Source organism: Rhodoferax sp. LS1P39 (genome assembly GCF_056521425.1).
Genome location: NZ_JBWMAV010000023.1, coordinates 1 through 16,667, shown reverse-complemented (window position 1 = coordinate 16,667; position 16,667 = coordinate 1). Strand labels below are relative to the sequence as shown.

16 protein-coding genes are annotated in these 16,667 nt (G+C 65.6%); 9 read left to right on the top strand and 7 right to left on the bottom strand.

All coding sequences use genetic code 11. The features are described 5' to 3' along the window. Positions 1 to 11: 11 nt before the first annotated feature. Together AC097O_RS23565 and argH are read right to left on the bottom strand one after the other, a co-directional pair. Positions 12 to 776 carry a DUF3348 family protein gene (locus AC097O_RS23565; RefSeq protein WP_479595364.1) on the bottom strand — a complete coding sequence of 255 codons (765 nt, stop codon included), beginning with the start codon at positions 774 to 776 and terminating at the stop codon, positions 12 to 14. 69 nt (positions 777 to 845) lie between these two features. Next, a complete protein-coding gene (gene argH / locus AC097O_RS23560) occupies positions 846 to 2,249 on the bottom strand; it encodes an argininosuccinate lyase (RefSeq protein WP_479595363.1) in 1,404 nt (467 codons plus the stop codon). A gap of 65 nt (positions 2,250 to 2,314) precedes the next feature. On the opposite strand from argH, the gene AC097O_RS23555 reads away from it, so the two are divergent. The 6 genes from AC097O_RS23555 to AC097O_RS23530 all read left to right on the top strand — a co-directional run bounded on the left by AC097O_RS23555 (position 2,315) and on the right by AC097O_RS23530 (position 6,805). After that, positions 2,315 to 3,349: a sensor histidine kinase gene (locus AC097O_RS23555; protein ID WP_479595362.1), complete on the top strand. Its 1,035-nt coding sequence runs from the start codon at positions 2,315 to 2,317 to the stop codon at positions 3,347 to 3,349. Continuing rightward, complete coding sequence (locus AC097O_RS23550) at positions 3,346 to 4,089, top strand: LytR/AlgR family response regulator transcription factor (protein ID WP_479595361.1); 744 nt, start codon at positions 3,346 to 3,348, stop codon at positions 4,087 to 4,089. Before AC097O_RS23555 ends, AC097O_RS23550 begins: the two co-directional genes overlap by 4 nt. Positions 4,090 to 4,170: 81 nt before the next feature. Next, complete coding sequence (locus AC097O_RS23545; RefSeq protein WP_479595360.1) at positions 4,171 to 4,479, top strand: helix-turn-helix domain-containing protein; 309 nt, start codon at positions 4,171 to 4,173, stop codon at positions 4,477 to 4,479. Further along, entirely contained in the window at positions 4,479 to 5,849 is a 1,371-nt protein-coding gene (locus tag AC097O_RS23540; RefSeq protein WP_479595359.1) for a type II toxin-antitoxin system HipA family toxin, read from the top strand. Before AC097O_RS23545 ends, AC097O_RS23540 begins: the two co-directional genes overlap by 1 nt. Before the next feature lie 13 nt (positions 5,850 to 5,862). Then, a complete protein-coding gene (gloA2, locus tag AC097O_RS23535) occupies positions 5,863 to 6,252 on the top strand; it encodes an SMU1112c/YaeR family gloxylase I-like metalloprotein (RefSeq protein WP_479595390.1) in 390 nt (129 codons plus the stop codon). A 13-nt stretch (positions 6,253 to 6,265) separates the two neighbouring features. Then, positions 6,266 to 6,805 (top strand): NYN domain-containing protein, encoded by a 540-nt coding sequence (locus AC097O_RS23530; RefSeq protein WP_315238684.1) that lies wholly within the window; start codon positions 6,266 to 6,268, stop codon positions 6,803 to 6,805. A gap of 58 nt (positions 6,806 to 6,863) precedes the next feature. Here AC097O_RS23530 and AC097O_RS23525 read toward each other — a convergent pair whose 3' ends face one another. Together AC097O_RS23525 and norR are read right to left on the bottom strand one after the other, a co-directional pair. Then, positions 6,864 to 7,349 (bottom strand): acyl-CoA thioesterase, encoded by a 486-nt coding sequence (locus AC097O_RS23525; protein WP_479589507.1) that lies wholly within the window; start codon positions 7,347 to 7,349, stop codon positions 6,864 to 6,866. 32 nt (positions 7,350 to 7,381) lie between these two features. Further along, a complete protein-coding gene (norR, locus tag AC097O_RS23520) occupies positions 7,382 to 8,932 on the bottom strand; it encodes a nitric oxide reductase transcriptional regulator NorR (RefSeq protein ID WP_479595358.1) in 1,551 nt (516 codons plus the stop codon). A gap of 148 nt (positions 8,933 to 9,080) precedes the next feature. Between norR and hmpA the strand changes: the two genes are divergently transcribed. The 3 genes from hmpA to AC097O_RS23505 all read left to right on the top strand — a co-directional run bounded on the left by hmpA (position 9,081) and on the right by AC097O_RS23505 (position 13,614). Continuing rightward, positions 9,081 to 10,262 (top strand): NO-inducible flavohemoprotein, encoded by a 1,182-nt coding sequence (hmpA, locus tag AC097O_RS23515; RefSeq protein ID WP_479595357.1) that lies wholly within the window; start codon positions 9,081 to 9,083, stop codon positions 10,260 to 10,262. Between the two features lie 81 nt (positions 10,263 to 10,343). Then, positions 10,344 to 11,675: an NAD(P)/FAD-dependent oxidoreductase gene (locus tag AC097O_RS23510; RefSeq protein WP_479595356.1), complete on the top strand. Its 1,332-nt coding sequence runs from the start codon at positions 10,344 to 10,346 to the stop codon at positions 11,673 to 11,675. Between the two features lie 100 nt (positions 11,676 to 11,775). Next, positions 11,776 to 13,614, top strand: coding sequence for a methyl-accepting chemotaxis protein (locus AC097O_RS23505; protein ID WP_479595355.1), 1,839 nt, complete (start codon positions 11,776 to 11,778; stop codon positions 13,612 to 13,614). A 79-nt stretch (positions 13,615 to 13,693) separates the two neighbouring features. Here AC097O_RS23505 and recJ read toward each other — a convergent pair whose 3' ends face one another. The 3 genes from recJ to AC097O_RS23490 all read right to left on the bottom strand — a co-directional run. Beyond that, positions 13,694 to 15,418, bottom strand: coding sequence for a single-stranded-DNA-specific exonuclease RecJ (gene recJ / locus AC097O_RS23500; protein WP_479595354.1), 1,725 nt, complete (start codon positions 15,416 to 15,418; stop codon positions 13,694 to 13,696). Continuing rightward, positions 15,415 to 16,356 carry a phosphoglycerate mutase gene (locus AC097O_RS23495; RefSeq protein ID WP_479595353.1) on the bottom strand — a complete coding sequence of 314 codons (942 nt, stop codon included), beginning with the start codon at positions 16,354 to 16,356 and terminating at the stop codon, positions 15,415 to 15,417. The genes recJ and AC097O_RS23495 overlap by 4 nt, the downstream gene beginning before the upstream one ends. Before the next feature lie 118 nt (positions 16,357 to 16,474). Next, positions 16,475 to 16,667 (bottom strand): transposase (locus AC097O_RS23490; RefSeq protein WP_479591456.1); only part of this gene is annotated, 193 nt, incomplete at its 5' end.

Sequence of the window (16,667 nt, the reverse complement as noted above, 5' to 3'; positions counted from 1 at the left end):
GTACTTCTTCATTAACCTTGTTGTTCAGCGTTGCTGAATGCTTCCATCAAGCCCCACACCGGCTCCATCCGCACGTCCAGCTCGGCCCGCAAAACCGCTTGCAGCTCCTTGCCGAAGCCATGCAACCAGCCGCCCGGTTGCCGCCACAGCGATGCATCCTGGGCCGGGGGCTGCGTGTGCAGCTTGCGCAAATGCTCAAACCGCCGCTGCAGCCGCACTGGTACGGTCGCCGTCAGCTTTTGCGCGTGGCCGTCCAGCAGTTGCTCCCACACCGCGTCCAAAGTCGCCAACTGCCGCAGCGCGGGGGAGGCCTGGGCCAGGGTTTGTCGTACCTGGTTGCGCAGGGGGCCGACCGCCAGCTTCATGCTGCGTTGCTGGTCGAGGTAGTGCTGGCGGTACGGGGCAAAGTCCACCTCGGCGATCGGGGCGGGTTCGGGCTGGTTGAGCGGATGGCGGCCACGCTTGGCGCTGGTATCCGCCGCCTCGTTTTTGTCGATGGCGCGCACCAGCGTTTGTTGCACCTGGCGGCATTGCGCCTGCAGTGCGGCCACCTGGTCTGGCGACACGCGCTCTGCACGGGTATCCGTCACCGGCCCCACCGACTGGTGCGCCGCGTGCAGCGTGACCGACTCGAACACGCCCACCCATTGGCTGAGTTTTTGCGCAACGTCCTGGCGCGATGCGTCCGCCCCACCCACGGCCGCAGCCTCGGGTGGTTCAAGGTCACCAAGCCAGCGGACGAGTGGGGAACTGCTGAAATTCCTGCGCAAAGACATTTATCCGGTAATTTAGGCCGCTAGCGCTTATTCCATAAGCACAAGAAGCTATCAATTACGTAGTGAAACTTATGCGGCCAGGCGCGCCCGGTGGCGGGCGATCTGTGCCCGCACCTGGGCCCAGGCGGTGCCGCCCAGGATGTTGCGGGCGTTCAGCGAGCCGCGCAGGCTCAAACATTCGTACACGTCCGGCTCGATCTTGGCGTTGAAGCCTTGCAGCACGTCCAGCGGCAGCTCGGACAGGTCTACACCCTTGGCAATCGCTGCCTTCACCGCGTGTGCCACCACCTCGTGCGCGTCGCGGAAGGGCAGGCCTTTCTTGACCATGTAGTCGGCCAGGTCGGTGGCGGTGGCGTAGCCGCGCAGGGCGGCGCGTTCCATGGCCTCGGGCTTGACGGTGATACCGCCGACCATGTCGGCAAAGATGCGCAGCGTGTCCTTGAGCGTGTCCACGGTGTCGAACAGCGGCTCCTTGTCTTCCTGGTTGTCCTTGTTGTAGGCCAGGGGCTGGCCCTTCATCAGGGTAATCAGGCCCATCAGGTGCCCGACCACGCGGCCCGTCTTGCCGCGTGCCAGCTCGGGCACGTCGGGGTTTTTCTTTTGCGGCATGATGCTGGAGCCGGTGCAAAAGCGGTCGGCAATGTCGATGAAGCCAAAGCTCTGGCTCATCCACAGCACCAGCTCTTCGCTCAAGCGGCTGATGTGCACCATGGCGATGCTGGCGGCGGCGGTGAATTCGATGGCGAAGTCGCGGTCGCTCACGGCGTCCAGGCTGTTCTGGCACACGCCCTCCATCCCTAGGGTCTTGGCCACGCGCTCGCGGTCCAGCGGGTAGCTGGTGCCAGCCAGCGCAGCACTGCCCAGCGGCAGGCGGTTCACGCGTTTGCGCACGTCCAGCATGCGCTCGGCATCGCGGGCGAACATTTCCACATAGGCCAGCATGTGGTGGCCAAAGCTCACCGGCTGGGCTACCTGCAGGTGGGTGAAGCCGGGCATCACCACTTCCACGTTTTTGTCGGCAATGGCCACCAGGGCCAGTTGCAGATCGGTCAACAGGCCCTGGATCAGGTCCATCTCGCCGCGCAGCCACAGGCGCACGTCGGTGGCCACCTGGTCGTTGCGGCTGCGGCCGGTGTGCAGGCGTTTGCCCGCATCGCCCACCAGCTGGGTCAGGCGGGCTTCGATGTTGAGGTGCACGTCTTCCAGGTCCAGCTTCCATTCAAAGTTGCCAGACTCGATGTCACCACTGATCTGCGCCAGGCCGCGCTGGATGTCGGCATGGTCTTGCGCGGCAATGATGCCCTGGGCGGCCAGCATTTCGGCGTGCGCCAGGCTGCCCGCAATGTCGGCCTGCCACAGGCGCTTGTCAAAAAACACGCTGGAGGTGTAGCGCTTGACCAGGTCGCTCATGGGCTCAGAGAACAGCGCCGACCAGGCTTCGGATTTTTTGTCGAGTTGGTTGTGGGAAGACATGCAGGATTACCAGATGGGAGGAGGTGGCGTACCAGCGGGGATCAATTTCCCCATAATCGGCTGGTATGCAAGAACCGCAAATTTTATCGGGCTTCCAGCCACTGGCCTCCACGCCCGTACCGCCGCCCCGCACGGCGCTGGTGTTCGATGCCTGCCAGGCGGGCGTGATCTTGCGCGCGGTGCTGTTTGTGGAGGTGGCCGTGGCGGTGGCGGCCTTGTTTGGCGCGCAGAGTAGTTGGGACTGGCTTACGCGGCTGGCGCTGTGGACCGGTGGCACGCTGCCCGCCGTGCTGGTGTGGCTGCTGGCCGCGTGCAGCCTGAAACGCCCGTTGGCGCGCCTGCCGCAGCACGCGCAAAACCTGGGCGGCGTGGTGCTGGGCGCGCTGGCCGGGCTGTACGGCTGCGGCATGCTGGCCTTGATTGGCCTGCTGGACCCCGTGCCCTGGCTGGCCAGTGCGGCGGCCGGGGCCTGGCTGTCGGCTCTGGTGGTGGCCGGTTTGGTGCTGCGCGCCCGCGCCCGTACCCCGGCGGCCACCACGGCGCGGCTGGGCGAGCTGCAGGCCCGTATCCGCCCGCATTTCTTGTTCAACACCTTGAACAGCGCCATCGCCCTGGTGCGCGCCGAACCCGCCAAGGCCGAGGCCCTGCTGGAAGATCTGAGCGACCTGTTTCGCCATGCGCTGGTAGACCAGGGCGAATCCGTCACGCTGGCCGCCGAAACCACGCTGGCCGAGCGCTACCTGTCCATCGAACAGGTGCGTTTTGGCGAGCGCCTGCGCATCCACTGGGCGCTGGACCCGCGTGCCGCCGGTGCCCAGTTGCCGCCGCTGTTGTTGCAGCCCCTGGTAGAAAACGCGGTGAAACACGGCGTGGAACCCAGCGCCAGCGGGGCAGACGTGCACATCTCCACCGAGCGCCGGGGTAGTACCGTGGTCATCAAGATTGCCAACACCGTGCCCGGTGGCCAGGGCGTGCCCGGCCACGGCCTGGCGCTGGACAACGTGCGCGACCGCCTGGGCCTGCTGCACGACATGCAAAGCCAGTTCCAGGCTACGTTCAAGGACGGCGTGTACCTGGTCCGCATCGAGATTCCGGTATGAAGACCTTGCGCGTGCTGGTGGTGGACGACGAAGCGCTGGCCCGCGCCCGCCTGCGCACCCTGCTGGGCGACTGCACAGCGCCCGCTGCCGAGGTCGCGGGCGAGGCGGCCAACGCCGAGCAGGCGCTGGCGCTGCTGCAAACCCAGAGCGTGGATGTGGTGCTGCTCGACATCCACATGCCCGGCATGGACGGTGTGCACCTAGCGCAATTGCTGCGCGGCCAGACCCCGCCGCCCGCCGTGGTGTTCGTCACCGCCCACGCTGGGTACGCGCTGCAGGCCTTCGAGGTGGAGGCGGTGGACTACCTGACCAAGCCCGTGCGTTTGGAGCGTTTGCAGCAAGCACTACAAAAAATAGAGCGCCTCACGCCCATCAATAGGGCGGTAGAGCCCGATTTGGCTGATGATTTTTTGCTGATCCACGACCGGGGCCGCACCGAGCGGCTGCCGCTGAGCAGCGTGCTGTACCTGAAGGCCGAGCTGAAGTACATCACCGTACGCACCGCCACCAAGCACTACATCCTGGACGGCGCGCTGGGCGATCTGGAGCAGCGCCATGCCAGCGTGTTCATCCGCGTCCACCGCAACGCGCTGGTGTCCCGCAGGGCCCTGCGGGCGCTGGAAAAGCATTTCGACCCCGAGGAGGGCGAAGGCTGGGCGGTGCGCCTGCAAGGCCTGGACGAGCCGCTGATGGTGTCGCGGCGGCAGCTGGCGGCGGTGCGGGAGGCGATGGCGCTGTAATATGCCAGATTAGGAGTAATGTGTCTTTATGCTGGATTCGGCATTTTTTGCATAAATGCTTAATGGCGCATAAAATACAGCATGGCCTACGCAATCCAAATCCCTTCTCAGTTGTCTACGCATCTGCGGGCGCTTCGCCATGCCAGGGGATTGAGTCAGGCGGATCTGGGGGGCAAGCTGGGGCTGAGCCAGGCCCGTGTGGCCCGCATCGAAGGTGACCCGCTGTCCATCAGCGTCGAACAGCTATTACGGGTTTTTTCCGCCCTGGGCGTGCGTATGGGCTTGGAGGAACTGCCTTTGGCCGCTAGCGATGCTTTGGTGCCGAAAGCGCATTTTGTCAGTGAAGCGTTGCCCCCACCCATAGCTCCTACCCTGGACGGTGACTGGTAATGGCGGCACTTCATCTTTGGATGAATGGTCGCTATGTGGGCGTGTGGTCCACCTCGCGCAACGGGGTGCAGACCTTCCAGTACGACGACTCCTGGACCCGCGCTGTTTGGGGTCGTGCCTTGTCCTTGTCGCTGCCATTTACCGAGGGCAACGGAGAGCACCGGGGCGCGGCAGTGGCGAATTATTTTGAAAATCTGTTACCCGACAGTCTGGATATCCGCAAGCGCCTGGTGTCGCGCTTCAAGACCAAGTCTACGCAGGCCTTTGATCTGCTGGCCGCCATTGGCCGCGACTGCGTGGGGGCGGTGCAAATATTGCCTGAAGGTGTGCCGCCCCAGGACTGGAACCGGGTGGAGTGCGAGCCACTCACCGATGCCGATGTCGAACGCATCCTGCGTACCGCCACCACCGATGCACCCCTGGGCCAGCACCAGGACGACGGCGACTTTCGCATCTCCATCGCCGGGGCACAGGAGAAAACTGCCTTGCTGCGCTTTGGAGGAGCGTGGCAGCGCCCGCAGGGTGCCACGCCCACCACGCACATCCTCAAACTCCCCTTGGGCCTGGTGGGCAATATGCGGGCCGACATGCGCCATTCGGTCGAAAACGAATGGCTGTGCGCGCAGATCGTGGCGGCGCTGGGCTTGCGCGTGGCCACCACCGAGATGGCGCGGTTTGGCACCCAAAAAACCTTGGTGGTCGAGCGCTTTGACCGGCGCTGGCAAAACCTGGGGGATCTTCAGCACAACCGCCCCGGCTTTACCCCGCCCACAGTGGCCTGGATCGCCCGGCTGCCCCAGGAGGACCTGTGCCAGGCTACCGGCACATCGCCCTTGAAGAAGTACGAATCCGACGGCGGCCCTTCGATGCGCAACTGCCTGGACGTGCTGGTGGGCAGCGCGCAGGCCGCGGATGACTGCGCCCATTTCGCGCTGACCCAGCTCGCCTTCTGGCTGCTGGCCGCCACCGATGGGCATGCCAAGAACTATTCGCTATCGCACCAAAGGGGTGGCACATTTGGCCTGACCCCGTTGTACGACGTGCTGTCTGCCTGGCCCATCATCGGCGAGGGGCCTAATCTGGTGTCCGAACACAAAGCCACGATGGCCATGGCGCTGCGGGCCAAAACCAAGCACTACAAGCTGGGTGAAATCCGCGTGCGGCATTGGCAAGCCCTGGCGCAAAGTTGCGGCGCGCCGAATGTGTGGCCGCAGATGCAAGGCATGGTGTGGCGCGTGGATGCAGCTCTGGACCAAGTGCAAACCCGGTTGCCGCCTGACTTTCCGCCCAGAGTGTGGGATGCGGTGCAGGCTGGGGTGCGGAGGCACGCACAGCAGTTTTTGCGTGAAGCCGACACCGTAGCGCGGTAAGCTCCCACCCATGATGCACCTCGCCCGCCTCCACCACGCCGCCATCATCTGCTCGGACTACGCCCGGTCCAAAGATTTCTACACCCGCATCCTGGGCCTGCGGGTCATCGCTGAAAATCTGCGGATCGAGCGGCAGTCGTACAAGCTGGATCTGGCGCTGGCCGATGGCTCGCAGATCGAGTTGTTTTCGTTCCCTACGCCGCCGCCGCGCCCGTCCCGGCCCGAGTCTTGCGGGCTGCGGCACTTGGCGTTTGTGGTGGCGGATCTGGATGCCAACATCGCCAGCCTGCAGGCCGATGGTGTCTTTGTCGAACCTGTGCGGGTCGATGAATTTACGGGCCGCCGCTTCACCTTTTTTGCCGACCCCGACGGCCTGCCCCTCGAACTTTACGAATTGAATTGAACCCGTGACCCCCATGAAGACTGTCTGGATCGTCGATGCCGCCTACATGTACAACTTTGGCCGCTCGCGTCCCAACGGCTTTGACTACCTGAAGCTGAAGAACGAGCTGGTCCGGGCCAACGGTGGCCCGATTTACGAGAGCTACTACCTCAATTCCACCGGCGACCCCAACGCCGAGGCGCAAAACGCCTTCCATACCTGGATCAAGTCTGCGCCGCCCAAGGGTCCGCAGATGCGGGTGCAGCTCTACAAGCTCAAGGAGCAGCACAACCAATGCCCGTCGTGCGGCACGCGGTTTGACCGCACGGTGCAAAAAGGCGTGGACGTGGCGATTGCCACCCTGATGATCAAGCTGGCCGCCCAGGGCATTTACGACCGGGTGATTTTGTCGGCGGGCGATGGCGACTTTGAAGATGCCATCTCCTACCTCAAGTCCGACCTGCGCAAAGAGGTCTGGATCAACGGCGCGCAGGCCACCTTGTCGGCCGACTTGCAGTGCTACGCCGACCGCGTGCTCTGGCTGGACGACATGGGCAGCAGCATCGATAAATAGCGTTTGCTATTTATTTAGTAGCTTCTTGCGCTTATGGAATAAGCGCTGGAGCCTGATTTTATTCAGAAGTTTCTTTGATTGCCTTGAACCGGTTGCGCAGTTCATTGCGCAGATTCTTGCGCAAAATCGCCTGCTCGAAGCGGCGCTTTTCGTCCGGCGTGGCGGGCAGCAAAGGCGGCACGGGCGCGGGCTTGCGGTTGTCGTCTACCGCCACCATGGTGAAGAAGCAGCTGTTTACATGGCGCACCGCATGGTCGCGGATGTTTTCGGCCACCACCTTGATGCCCACCTCCATCGACGAGGTGCCCGCATGGTTGATGCTGGCCAAAAAGGTCACCAGTTCGCCCACGTGGATGGGCTGTAAAAACATCACCTGGTCCACGCTCACCGTGACCACATAGCGCCCGGCGTAGCGGCTGGCGCAGGCGTAGGCCACCTGGTCGAGCAGCTTGAGCACCGCGCCGCCGTGCACGTTGCCCGAGAAATTGGCCATGTCGGGGGTCATCAAGACCGTCATGCTGAGTTGGTGCAGGGGGAAGTCCATGGGGGGCTTTCTTTTTTTGGAGGTCTGAAATCTTAGCCTGAACGCAAGCCCAGGCGACGCGCCAGCCGGACCAAATTGGCCCGGTGCAGGCCCAGTTCGCGCGCTACCGAGGCCCAGTTGCCATTAAAGCGTTGCAGGCTGGCGGCGATGCGCTGGCGCTGGTGGTCGTCTACCGAGGTGCGCAAATCGACCGGGGCTCCGGTGTCTGCCGGTACGCTGGGCACTTGCAATTGCGGTGCCAGGTCGCTGTCGAGTGCGAGATGCGCCGCCGTCAGGCTGACGATGCGCGCCCGGGGGGCTGCGCCTTGCTGGGCTTTAAGGGCGCTGCGGGCGATCAAATGCTCCAGCTCGCGCACATTGCCGGGCCAGGGGTGGGCTAGCAGGGCGGCCTGGGCATCGGCATCCAGCCGCAGGCTGCCCAGGCCCAGGCGGGAGCGGTTCAGCTCCAGAAAATGCCCGGCCAGCAGCAGCACGTCGTGCCCGCGCTCGCGTAGCGGTGGCACCGGCAGCGGGTAGACGCTGAGGCGGTGGTAGAAATCGGCCCTGTAGCGGCCCGCGCGCACCTCTTGGGCCAGGTCGCGGTTGGTGGCGGCAATCACCCGCACGTCCACCCGGTGCTCGCGGTCTGAGCCCAGGCGCTGCAACTGGCCGCCCTGCAGCACCCGCAGCAGCTTGGCCTGCACCGCCAGCGACAGCTCGCCCACCTCGTCCAAAAACAGCGTGCCACCGTCGGCCAGCTCGAACTTGCCGCGCCTATCCATCACCGCGCCCGAGAATGCGCCGCGCACGTGGCCAAACAGCTCGCTCTCTACCAGCGACTCGGGCAGGGCCGCACAGTTCAGGCTGATCAAGGGCCGCGCCGCGCGGGGTGAGGCCGCGTGCAGCGCCTGCGCCACCAGCTCTTTGCCCACGCCGGTTTCGCCGGTGACCAGCACCGTCAGGTCGCTGTTGCCCACGGTGGCGATGTCGGCCAGCAGGCGCTGGTGGGCCGGGCTTTGGCCGATCAGCATGGGGGCCGGGTGGTCTTGCGCCAGGGCGCGGTAGCTTTCGGCCCGCTGGTGCTCGGTTTCCGCTTGCTGTGCCAGCCCGGCGATGCGCTGCACCACGCTGGCGGTGGCGGCGGCCAGGCTGGCAAAGGCCTGCAAATCGCCCAGGTCTACGGAAGAAAAGCGCTCTTTGTCCAGCGCGTCCAGGGTCAGCACGCCCCAGGGCTGGTCGCCCAGCAGCACCGGGCAGCCCATGCAGTCGTGCACCTCCAGTTGCACGCCGGGGATGAGTCCGTCGTAAGGGTCGGGCAGGGGGCTGTTGGCCGGGAAGCGCAGCGGGCCGGGGGCTTGTAGCAGGGCTTGCAGGCGCGGGTGCTCGGCCACCTGGAAGCGCCGTCCCAGGGTGTCGTGGCTCAGGCCGTTCACCGCCAGCGGCACCAGCGTGGTTCCGTCCAGCCGCAGCAGGGCGGCTGCATCGCAGGGCAAGAGGGCGCGCACGGCCTCCAGCAGGCGGCGGTAGCGCTCGCCATCGGGCAGTTCGCGGGCCAGGTCGTCCACCAGCGGGACAATGGTTTGCAGCAGGGATTTGGCAGTCATTTTGATGTGTTAGGTAGTCATTATGACTGCATCAATAAGATATGGCTATGGCGTAAGTGCTTGATCCGTATAGACAGCAGGCCGGGCACGGATCTTGATAAACCGCTTGCAGCAGAGCGCCGCCCTGCACCCCATTGAAAGCCACCCCATGCTGACTGCCGAACAACGCGCGATCGTCAAATCCACCGTGCCCCTGCTGGAGAGCGGCGGCGAAGCGCTGACCACGCATTTCTACAAAATCCTGCTGGCTGAGCACCCCGAAGTGCGCCCGTTCTTCAACCAGGCCCACCAGGCCAATGGCGACCAGCCGCGCGCCCTGGCCAATGGCGTGCTGATGTACGCCCGCCACATCGACCGGCTGGAGCAACTGGGCGGCCTGGTGTCCACCATCATCAACAAACACGTGTCACTGCAGATCGAGCCCGGCCACTACCCGGTGGTGGGGGCCTGCCTGCTGCGCGCCATCCGGGAAGTGCTGGGGGCCGAGATTGCCACCGATGCCGTGATCGCAGCCTGGGGCGCAGCCTACGGCCAACTGGCCGACATCCTGATCGGTGCCGAGGAAAAAATCTACGCCGACACCGCCGCCGCCCCCGGTGGCTGGCGCGGCACGCGGGCCTTTCGCGTGGTGCGCAAAGAGGCCGAGAGCAGCGAAATCACCTCGTTCACCCTGCAGCCGCAAGACGGTGGCGCGCTGGTGGACTTTGCGCCCGGCCAGTTCATCGGCCTGCGCCTGGTGGTGGGGGGCAACGAGATCCGCCGCAACTACTCGCTGAGTGCCGCGCCCAACGGGGTGGACTACCGCATCAGCGTCAAGCGCGAGCCCGGCGGCGTGGCCTCCAACTACCTGCATGACAGCGTGCAGGTGGGCGACACGCTGGACCTGGCCCCGCCTGCGGGCGACTTCGTGCTGGCGGCGGGCGAGCGCCCGGTGGTGCTGATCAGCGGCGGTGTGGGCATCACGCCCACGCTGGCCCTGCTGGACCAGGCCCTGCAAGGCACGCGCCCGGTGCACTTCATCCACTGCGCACGCAACCGCCATGTGCACGCCTTCCGCGCTGCGATTGACGCGCGTGCGGCGCGCCACCCGCAGCTGAAGCGCTTTTACGTGTACGACGAGCATCTGGGCACCGAGCACACGCCCGATGCGGTGGGCCACCTCCGCAGCGCCGACCTGGCCCGCTGGCTGCCTGCGTCCAAAGATGTGGATGCCTATTTCCTGGGCCCCAAGCCCTTCATGCGGCATGTCAAACAGCAACTGCGCGACCTGGGCGTGCCCGAGGCACAAACCCGTTACGAGTTTTTTGGCCCGGCCAGCGCGCTGGACTGAGTTTTGGCATAAATGAAACAGCGAGCGCAATAGGGGTGTGCGTCTTGTTTGTGTGGCATGGCTGCGCCTTAGAATTTCCGGATGCGCACCCCCACACCCAACCCCTCGGCCCACCGCATCGTCATCGTTGGAGGCGGGGCCGCTGGGCTGGTGCTGGCCACCGGCCTGGGCAATTCCCTGGGCCGCAAGGGCCTGGTGGACATCACCCTGATCGACAAGGCCCGCACCCACATCTGGAAGCCCAAGCTGCACGAAATTGCCGCCGGCAGCATGGACGTGGGCCGCCACGAGCTCAACTACCTGGCCCAGGCGCACTGGCACCACTTCCATTACCGCGTGGGCGAAATGAATGGCCTGGACCGCGCCAACAAGCTGGTCCACGTGGCACCGTTCATCGACGAAGACGGCGTGGTGGTTACCGCCCAGCGCAGCTTCCCCTACGACACCCTGGTGATGGCCGTGGGCAGCCGCAGCAACGACTTTGGTACGCCCGGTGTCGACCAGCACGCCCTGAAGCTGGAGACCCTGGCCGATGCCGAGCGCTTCCACCGCCGCATGCTCGATGCCTGCGTGCGCGCCAACGCCCAGGAAACCCCGCTGCGGCCCGCGCAACTGCAGGTGGCGGTGATCGGGGCCGGGGCCACCGGCGTGGAACTGGTGGCGCAACTGCACCGCACCACCCGCGAAGTGGTGGCCTTCGGGCTGGACCGCATCAACCCCGAGCGCGACATCAAGCTCAACCTGATCGAGGCCGCCGACCGCATCCTGCCCGCGCTGTCGCCGCGCCTGTCCAACGGTGCCCACAACCTGCTCAACAGCCTAGGCATCAAGGTGCACACCTCGGCGCGCGTATCGGGCGTGGGGGCCGACAACGTGCAACTGGCCAGCGGTGAGGTGATTCCGGCCGAGCTGGTGGTGTGGGCGGCGGGCATCAAGGCCCCGGGCTTTTTGAAAGATATCGACGGCCTGGAAACCAACCGCATCAACCAGCTGGCGGTGCAGCAAAACCTGCTCACCACGCGCGACGACAGTATCTTTGCCCTGGGCGACTGCTCGGCCTGCCCCTGGCCCGAGAAAAACGGCTTTGTGCCGCCGCGTGCCCAGGCCGCCAACCAGCAGGCAGCGCACCTGGTCAAGCAGATCAAGCGCCGCCTGCAAGGCAAACCGCTGGAGCCCTACCGCTACCGCGACTTTGGCTCGCTGGTGTCGCTGGGCGACTACAGCGCGGTCGGCAGTCTCATGGGCGGGATCATGGAAGGCAGCCTGTTCATCGACGGGCTGGTGGCCCGGGTGATGTACACCTCGCTCTACAAAATGCACGAGCTGGCCCTGCACGGCATGACCAAGGTCACCCTGGAAACCCTGACCCGGGCCATCACCCGGCGCACCGAGTCGCACGTCAAGTTGCACTGAATACGCGTCCCCCTGCGGGCGTGGGGGTGTTTGGATGTAGCATCCGGTTACTTTTTGGCCGCCTTTGGCCAGGGGTGCGCGATGAACCAAGAGAAACACCATGAAATTCAATGACATGCGGGTATCCCACAAACTGTGGGCTACGATTTTGGGTTTGCTGGTGGCGATGCTGCTGGTCACGGTGTGGACCCAGGTGCAGACCCGCCAGGTCAACGACACCGTAGACCGCGAGGTGGCGCACTACGAAGATGCCATCACCACCGTCACCGGTTGGCGCGGCATGGTCGAGATGGCAGTCAGCATGAACATCTACAGCGTGCTCACCACCGACGAAGCACAAGGCAAGGTCTTCGAGGCCCGCGCCGCCGAGCTCACCGCCAAGATCAACCCCATCCAGGAGCGCATGACCAAAGCCGCCGATACCCCGGCAGACAAGGCGGCCCTGGACAAGATCATCAGCACCCGCGCCGACATCCGTGGCCTGGGCGACAAGGTCAAGCAGTTGAAAGAAGCGCGCGATGCCGAGGCCAGCCAGGCCTTCATGGACAAAGACTACCGGCCCCGCGCCGCCGTGTACCTGGACGCGATCGACAAATTCCTCGCCCTGCAGGTCCAGCAGCGCGATGCCGCCAAGCTGGCGGCACAAAACGCCAGCAGCAATGTGGCGTTGGTGGCCGTGGTCAGCGTGGCCGTGGTGTTTGCGCTGGGCGTGCTGCTCGCGTACTGGCTGGTGCGCTCCATCACCCTGCCGCTGGAGCGGGCCGTGGCCGTGACCGATGCCATCGCCGCAGGCGACCTGACCCTGGAAGTGCAAGACCCGCGCAAAGACGAATTTGGCCATTTGCTGCGCTCGCTGGGCGGCATGGTGGCCCGGCTGCGCGGCCTGGTGGCCGAGGTGCGCACCGGTGTCGATTCGGTATCCACCGCCTCCAACGAGATCGCCACCGGCAACCACGACCTCTCGGAGCGCACCGAGCAAACCGCCTCCAACCTGCAGCAGGCCGCCGCCAGCATGGAAGAGCTGACCAGCACCGTGGCCCAGGCGGCCGACACCGCCCGCCAGGCCAACCAGCTAGCCGCCACCGCCGCCCAGGCCGCCACGCGCGGTGGCGAAGTGGTGGCGCAGGTGATTGGCACCATGCAGCACATCAGCACCTCGTCCAAACGCATTGCCGACATCATCGGCACCATCGACGGCATTGCGTTCCAGACCAACATCCTGGCGCTGAACGCCGCCGTGGAAGCCGCCCGAGCCGGGGAGCAGGGCCGGGGCTTTGCGGTGGTGGCCAGCGAAGTGCGCAGCCTGGCGCAGCGCAGCGCCGATGCCGCCAAAGAGATCAAGACGCTGATCGGTGCCTCGGTACAAACCGTGGAGACCGGCACCCAGCAGGTCACCCAGGCCGGTGAAACCATGGGCGAAATCGTCAGCAGCGTGGGCCGTGTGAGTGACCTGATCGGCGAGATCAGCGCCGCATCCACCGAGCAGCGCGACGGCATTGCCCAGGTCAACCAGGCGGTTAACCACCTGGACCAGATGACCCAGCAAAATGCCGCGCTGGTCGAGCAGTCTGCCGCCGCCGCATCCGGCCTGCGCGACCAGGCCCAGCGCCTGGCCGAAGTGGTGTCGGTGTTCAACGTGGGGGGCCATACAGTCCAGGCAAAGCGCCTGGCCGCACCGGTGCCACGCAGCATTGCCGCTCCGATGCGCCCGGCCATTGCGGCCCGGCCACCCGCGCCCAAAGCCTTGCCCGGCAAGCCCGCCATCAAGCACACGGCGAAGCCCCTTGGCCTGGCCCGCACACCCGCGCCCGCCAAGCCCACACCGGCGCCCGCCCTGAGCCGCCCGGTGGCCGTCACCGCCAAGCCCGTACCTGCCCGGCCCGCCTTAGCCCGGCCTGCGGCGGCCAAGGTCAACGAGGGTGACTGGGAGAGCTTCTAAAGCTCTGCTATTTATTTAGGAGCTCCTCGTGCTTATTCCATAAGCACGAGGTGCCTAAAAGGCTTGTAAAAATCAGGCGCTAACTCTCCGCGCCTTCCACCAGAAACTGCACCCGTCGCTGGCCCTGCCACTCGTTCACATCGAGGCGGAAGGCCAGCGTTACCTTGTTCGGCAGGCTTTCGGTGTGGCCGAACCAGATGCCGTCTACCGGCTGGCCCTGGTGCTTGAGCTTCAGCGACAAATGCTTTTCGCCCACCAGGCGCTGCGACACCACCTCCAGCTCCTCGCTGAAGGTGGGCGGCGCAAAGCCCTGGCCCCAGACCTCTTTGTGCAGCACGTCCACCAGCTCGGCGCGGCGGTATTCCGGGGCCAGCGGCCCGTCGGTTTCCAGCCGGCGCGTCAGCGTGGCGGCATCCAGCCACTCCAGCGCCACCTGCTGCAGGCCTTGCTCGAACTCGGCCAGGTGATCTTCGTGCACCGTGCAGCCCGCCGCCATGGCGTGGCCGCCAAAACGCAGCAGCACGCCAGGGTGGCGCTTGGCCACCAGGTCCAGCGCGTCGCGCAAATGGAAGCCGGGGATGGAGCGGCCCGAGCCCTTGAGCTCGTGCTCTTTGCCCGGGGCCTTGCTGGCGGCAAACACGAAGGTCGGCCGGTGCAGCTTGTCTTTGAGGCGGCTGGCCACGATGCCGACCACGCCCTCGTGGAAGTCGGGGTCGAACACACACAGGGCCGGGGGCGGCTCTTCGGACTCGTCAAACAGCGACTCGGCCACCAGCATGGCCTGCTCGCGCATGCCGCCCTCGATCTCGCGGCGCTCGCGGTTGATTTTGTCCAGCGTGGTGGCCAGCTCGGTGGCGCGGGCCGGGTCGTCGGTCAGCAGGCACTCTATTCCCAGCGTCATGTCGGCCAGGCGGCCTGCGGCGTTGATGCGCGGGCCCAGGGCAAAGCCGAAGTCGAAGGTGGTGGCCACTTTGGCCACCCGGCCTGCTGCTACAAATAATGCAGCTAGTCCCGCTGGTTGCGCCTGCGCGCGCAGCCGTTTGAGCCCTTGGGCCACGAGGCGGCGGTTGTTGGCATCGAGCCTGACCACGTCGGCCACCGTGCCCAGGGCCACCAGGGTCAGCAGCGGGTCCAGCTTGGGTTGCGTCTCTGCCGTGAACACGCCCCGGCGTCGCAGCTCGGCCCGCAGCGCCAGCAGCACGTAGAACATCACGCCGACACCGGCAATCGACTTGCTCTCAAACGTGCAGCCGGGCTGGTTGGGGTTGACGATCACGTCGGCATCCGGCACGGCAATCTGGCCATCGCGCATCGCTGGCAGGTGGTGGTCGGTCACCAGCACCTGCAGGCCTAGGGCCTTGGCCTCGGCCACGCCTTCGAAGCTGGCGATGCCGTTGTCCACCGTGACGAGCAGGTCGGCTCCGCTGTCCTTCACCCGGCGCGAGATGCTGGCGGTGAGGCCGTAGCCGTCCACCACCCGGTCGGGCACGATGTAGTCGGCAAACTGCGCCCCCAGCAGGCGCAGGCCGCGCACGCCCACCGCGCAGGCCGTGGCCCCATCGCAGTCGTAGTCGGCCACGATGCAGATGCGCTTATTCGCCGCAATCGCATCGGCCAGCAGTACCGCGGCGGCTTGCGTCCCGAGCATGCTGGCGGGCGGCAGCAGGCGGCCCAGGCCGTCGTCCAGCGCGTCCTTGTTGTCCACGCCGCGGGCCGCGAACAGGCGGGCCAGCAGGGGATGGACCCCGGCCTGCTCCAGCGCCCAGACGGCGCGGGGGGGGATGTCACGTGCTGTGATTTTCATAGCTGCTCCAGCACGTTGGATAAGCGCAGAGGGCTTAAAAGGCTTGATATTTTTTGCATAAAGCTGCGCGGTGCCAATTCAAAAGTGTGGGCGTTGTTTTCGCCGCACAGGGTGAGTTGCACGGCCTGGCCCTGGTCCAGTGCGGCCAGCAGCTCGGCGCAGGCGCTGGTATCGATGTGCTGCCAAGCGGCGGTCCAGGCTGCCCAGTCTTCCATCTGTGCGGCCTGCAACAAAGTCAGCGGCATGGTGGGCGCGGGCTGTGCAGGGGGCGGATTGGGCAGAGCCCCGCTGCCGCTGACCCAGAACGAGTTGATCGCGAACAGGCCGCGCTCGGCCCGCGCGTCGCTCACCGGGTGGGTGTAGAGCAGCATTTGCATCTCGCTCTGCAGCCGCCGCAGCGGGCCGCCCTGGGCGGTGGGCGGCATCCATTCGTCCACATTGCGCGCGCCCACGCCGCTGACCACGCGGTCCAGCGAGGCCGTGGCCAGGCCGCGAAAAATCTCGCCCTGCGCCAACCAGCGGGTGGGGGTGGTGTAGGTGAGTGTGATGCCGTCTTCTTCAAAGTAGGGCAACACGGCGGCCAGCACGGCGCGGGATTCGGCCTCTTCCAGCGCCAGTGTGTCGGGCGGGGCCATCACGATGTGGTCGGTCATCACCTGCCAGTGGCAGGGCGTGACCCAGGCCCAGGCACCGTCTTGCGCCGCCTCTTGTGCCGCCCAGGGGATGAGGCCGTCGGCCACCGGCAGGCCGTAGTGCCGCGCCAGGGCGCGCTCGTGCGGGGGCGACAGGCTGGTGTCTTCACCGTTGTCGCGCAGGGCGGGGGTGAGGCGCTGGAGCAGGCGCTCCAGGTTCGGCAGGCGCAGCGTGGCCAGCGCCGTGCGGCAGCCCGCGGACGCGCTGGCGGCCAGGGGAATCAGCAAATGGGGGAGGGTGGGCATGCGGGTATTGTCCCGGATGGGCCGGGCCCGCAACGCAAAAGCGGTGGCAGCTATCTTTTAAATAGCTGCCACCGCTGGATGGATAAGGGCGGATTCAAGTCCAAGTGCAACACAAGGATCATTGAATGGTAGCGTGCTGAGAATGGTGTTTCAGCAAGAAATCGCGATAGGCCTCAATAGGCGAGTGCGCATTTAATGTCTTACGAGGGCGGTTGTTGATCTCATCGGCAATGGCATCGAGCTGCTCCTGGCTCACATCTGAGAGATCCATGCCTTTGGGCAGGTACTGACGCACCAAGCCATTGGTGTTT

Excerpts from the sequence above, each read along its gene's own strand:
- AC097O_RS23565 (WP_479595364.1), bottom strand. The coding sequence starts at position 776 with ATGTCTTTGCGCAGGAATTTCAGCAGTTCCCCACTCGTCCGCTGGCTT.
- argH (WP_479595363.1), bottom strand. The coding sequence starts at position 2,249 with ATGTCTTCCCACAACCAACTCGACAAAAAATCCGAAGCCTGGTCGGCG.
- AC097O_RS23555 (WP_479595362.1), top strand. The coding sequence starts at position 2,315 with ATGCAAGAACCGCAAATTTTATCGGGCTTCCAGCCACTGGCCTCCACG.
- AC097O_RS23550 (WP_479595361.1), top strand. The coding sequence starts at position 3,346 with ATGAAGACCTTGCGCGTGCTGGTGGTGGACGACGAAGCGCTGGCCCGC.
- AC097O_RS23545 (WP_479595360.1), top strand. The coding sequence starts at position 4,171 with ATGGCCTACGCAATCCAAATCCCTTCTCAGTTGTCTACGCATCTGCGG.
- AC097O_RS23540 (WP_479595359.1), top strand. The coding sequence starts at position 4,479 with ATGGCGGCACTTCATCTTTGGATGAATGGTCGCTATGTGGGCGTGTGG.
- gloA2 (WP_479595390.1), top strand. The coding sequence starts at position 5,863 with ATGCACCTCGCCCGCCTCCACCACGCCGCCATCATCTGCTCGGACTAC.
- AC097O_RS23530 (WP_315238684.1), top strand. The coding sequence starts at position 6,266 with ATGAAGACTGTCTGGATCGTCGATGCCGCCTACATGTACAACTTTGGC.
- AC097O_RS23525 (WP_479589507.1), bottom strand. The coding sequence starts at position 7,349 with ATGGACTTCCCCCTGCACCAACTCAGCATGACGGTCTTGATGACCCCC.
- norR (WP_479595358.1), bottom strand. The coding sequence starts at position 8,932 with ATGACTGCCAAATCCCTGCTGCAAACCATTGTCCCGCTGGTGGACGAC.
- hmpA (WP_479595357.1), top strand. The coding sequence starts at position 9,081 with ATGCTGACTGCCGAACAACGCGCGATCGTCAAATCCACCGTGCCCCTG.
- AC097O_RS23510 (WP_479595356.1), top strand. The coding sequence starts at position 10,344 with ATGCGCACCCCCACACCCAACCCCTCGGCCCACCGCATCGTCATCGTT.
- AC097O_RS23505 (WP_479595355.1), top strand. The coding sequence starts at position 11,776 with ATGAAATTCAATGACATGCGGGTATCCCACAAACTGTGGGCTACGATT.
- recJ (WP_479595354.1), bottom strand. The coding sequence starts at position 15,418 with ATGAAAATCACAGCACGTGACATCCCCCCCCGCGCCGTCTGGGCGCTG.
- AC097O_RS23495 (WP_479595353.1), bottom strand. The coding sequence starts at position 16,356 with ATGCCCACCCTCCCCCATTTGCTGATTCCCCTGGCCGCCAGCGCGTCC.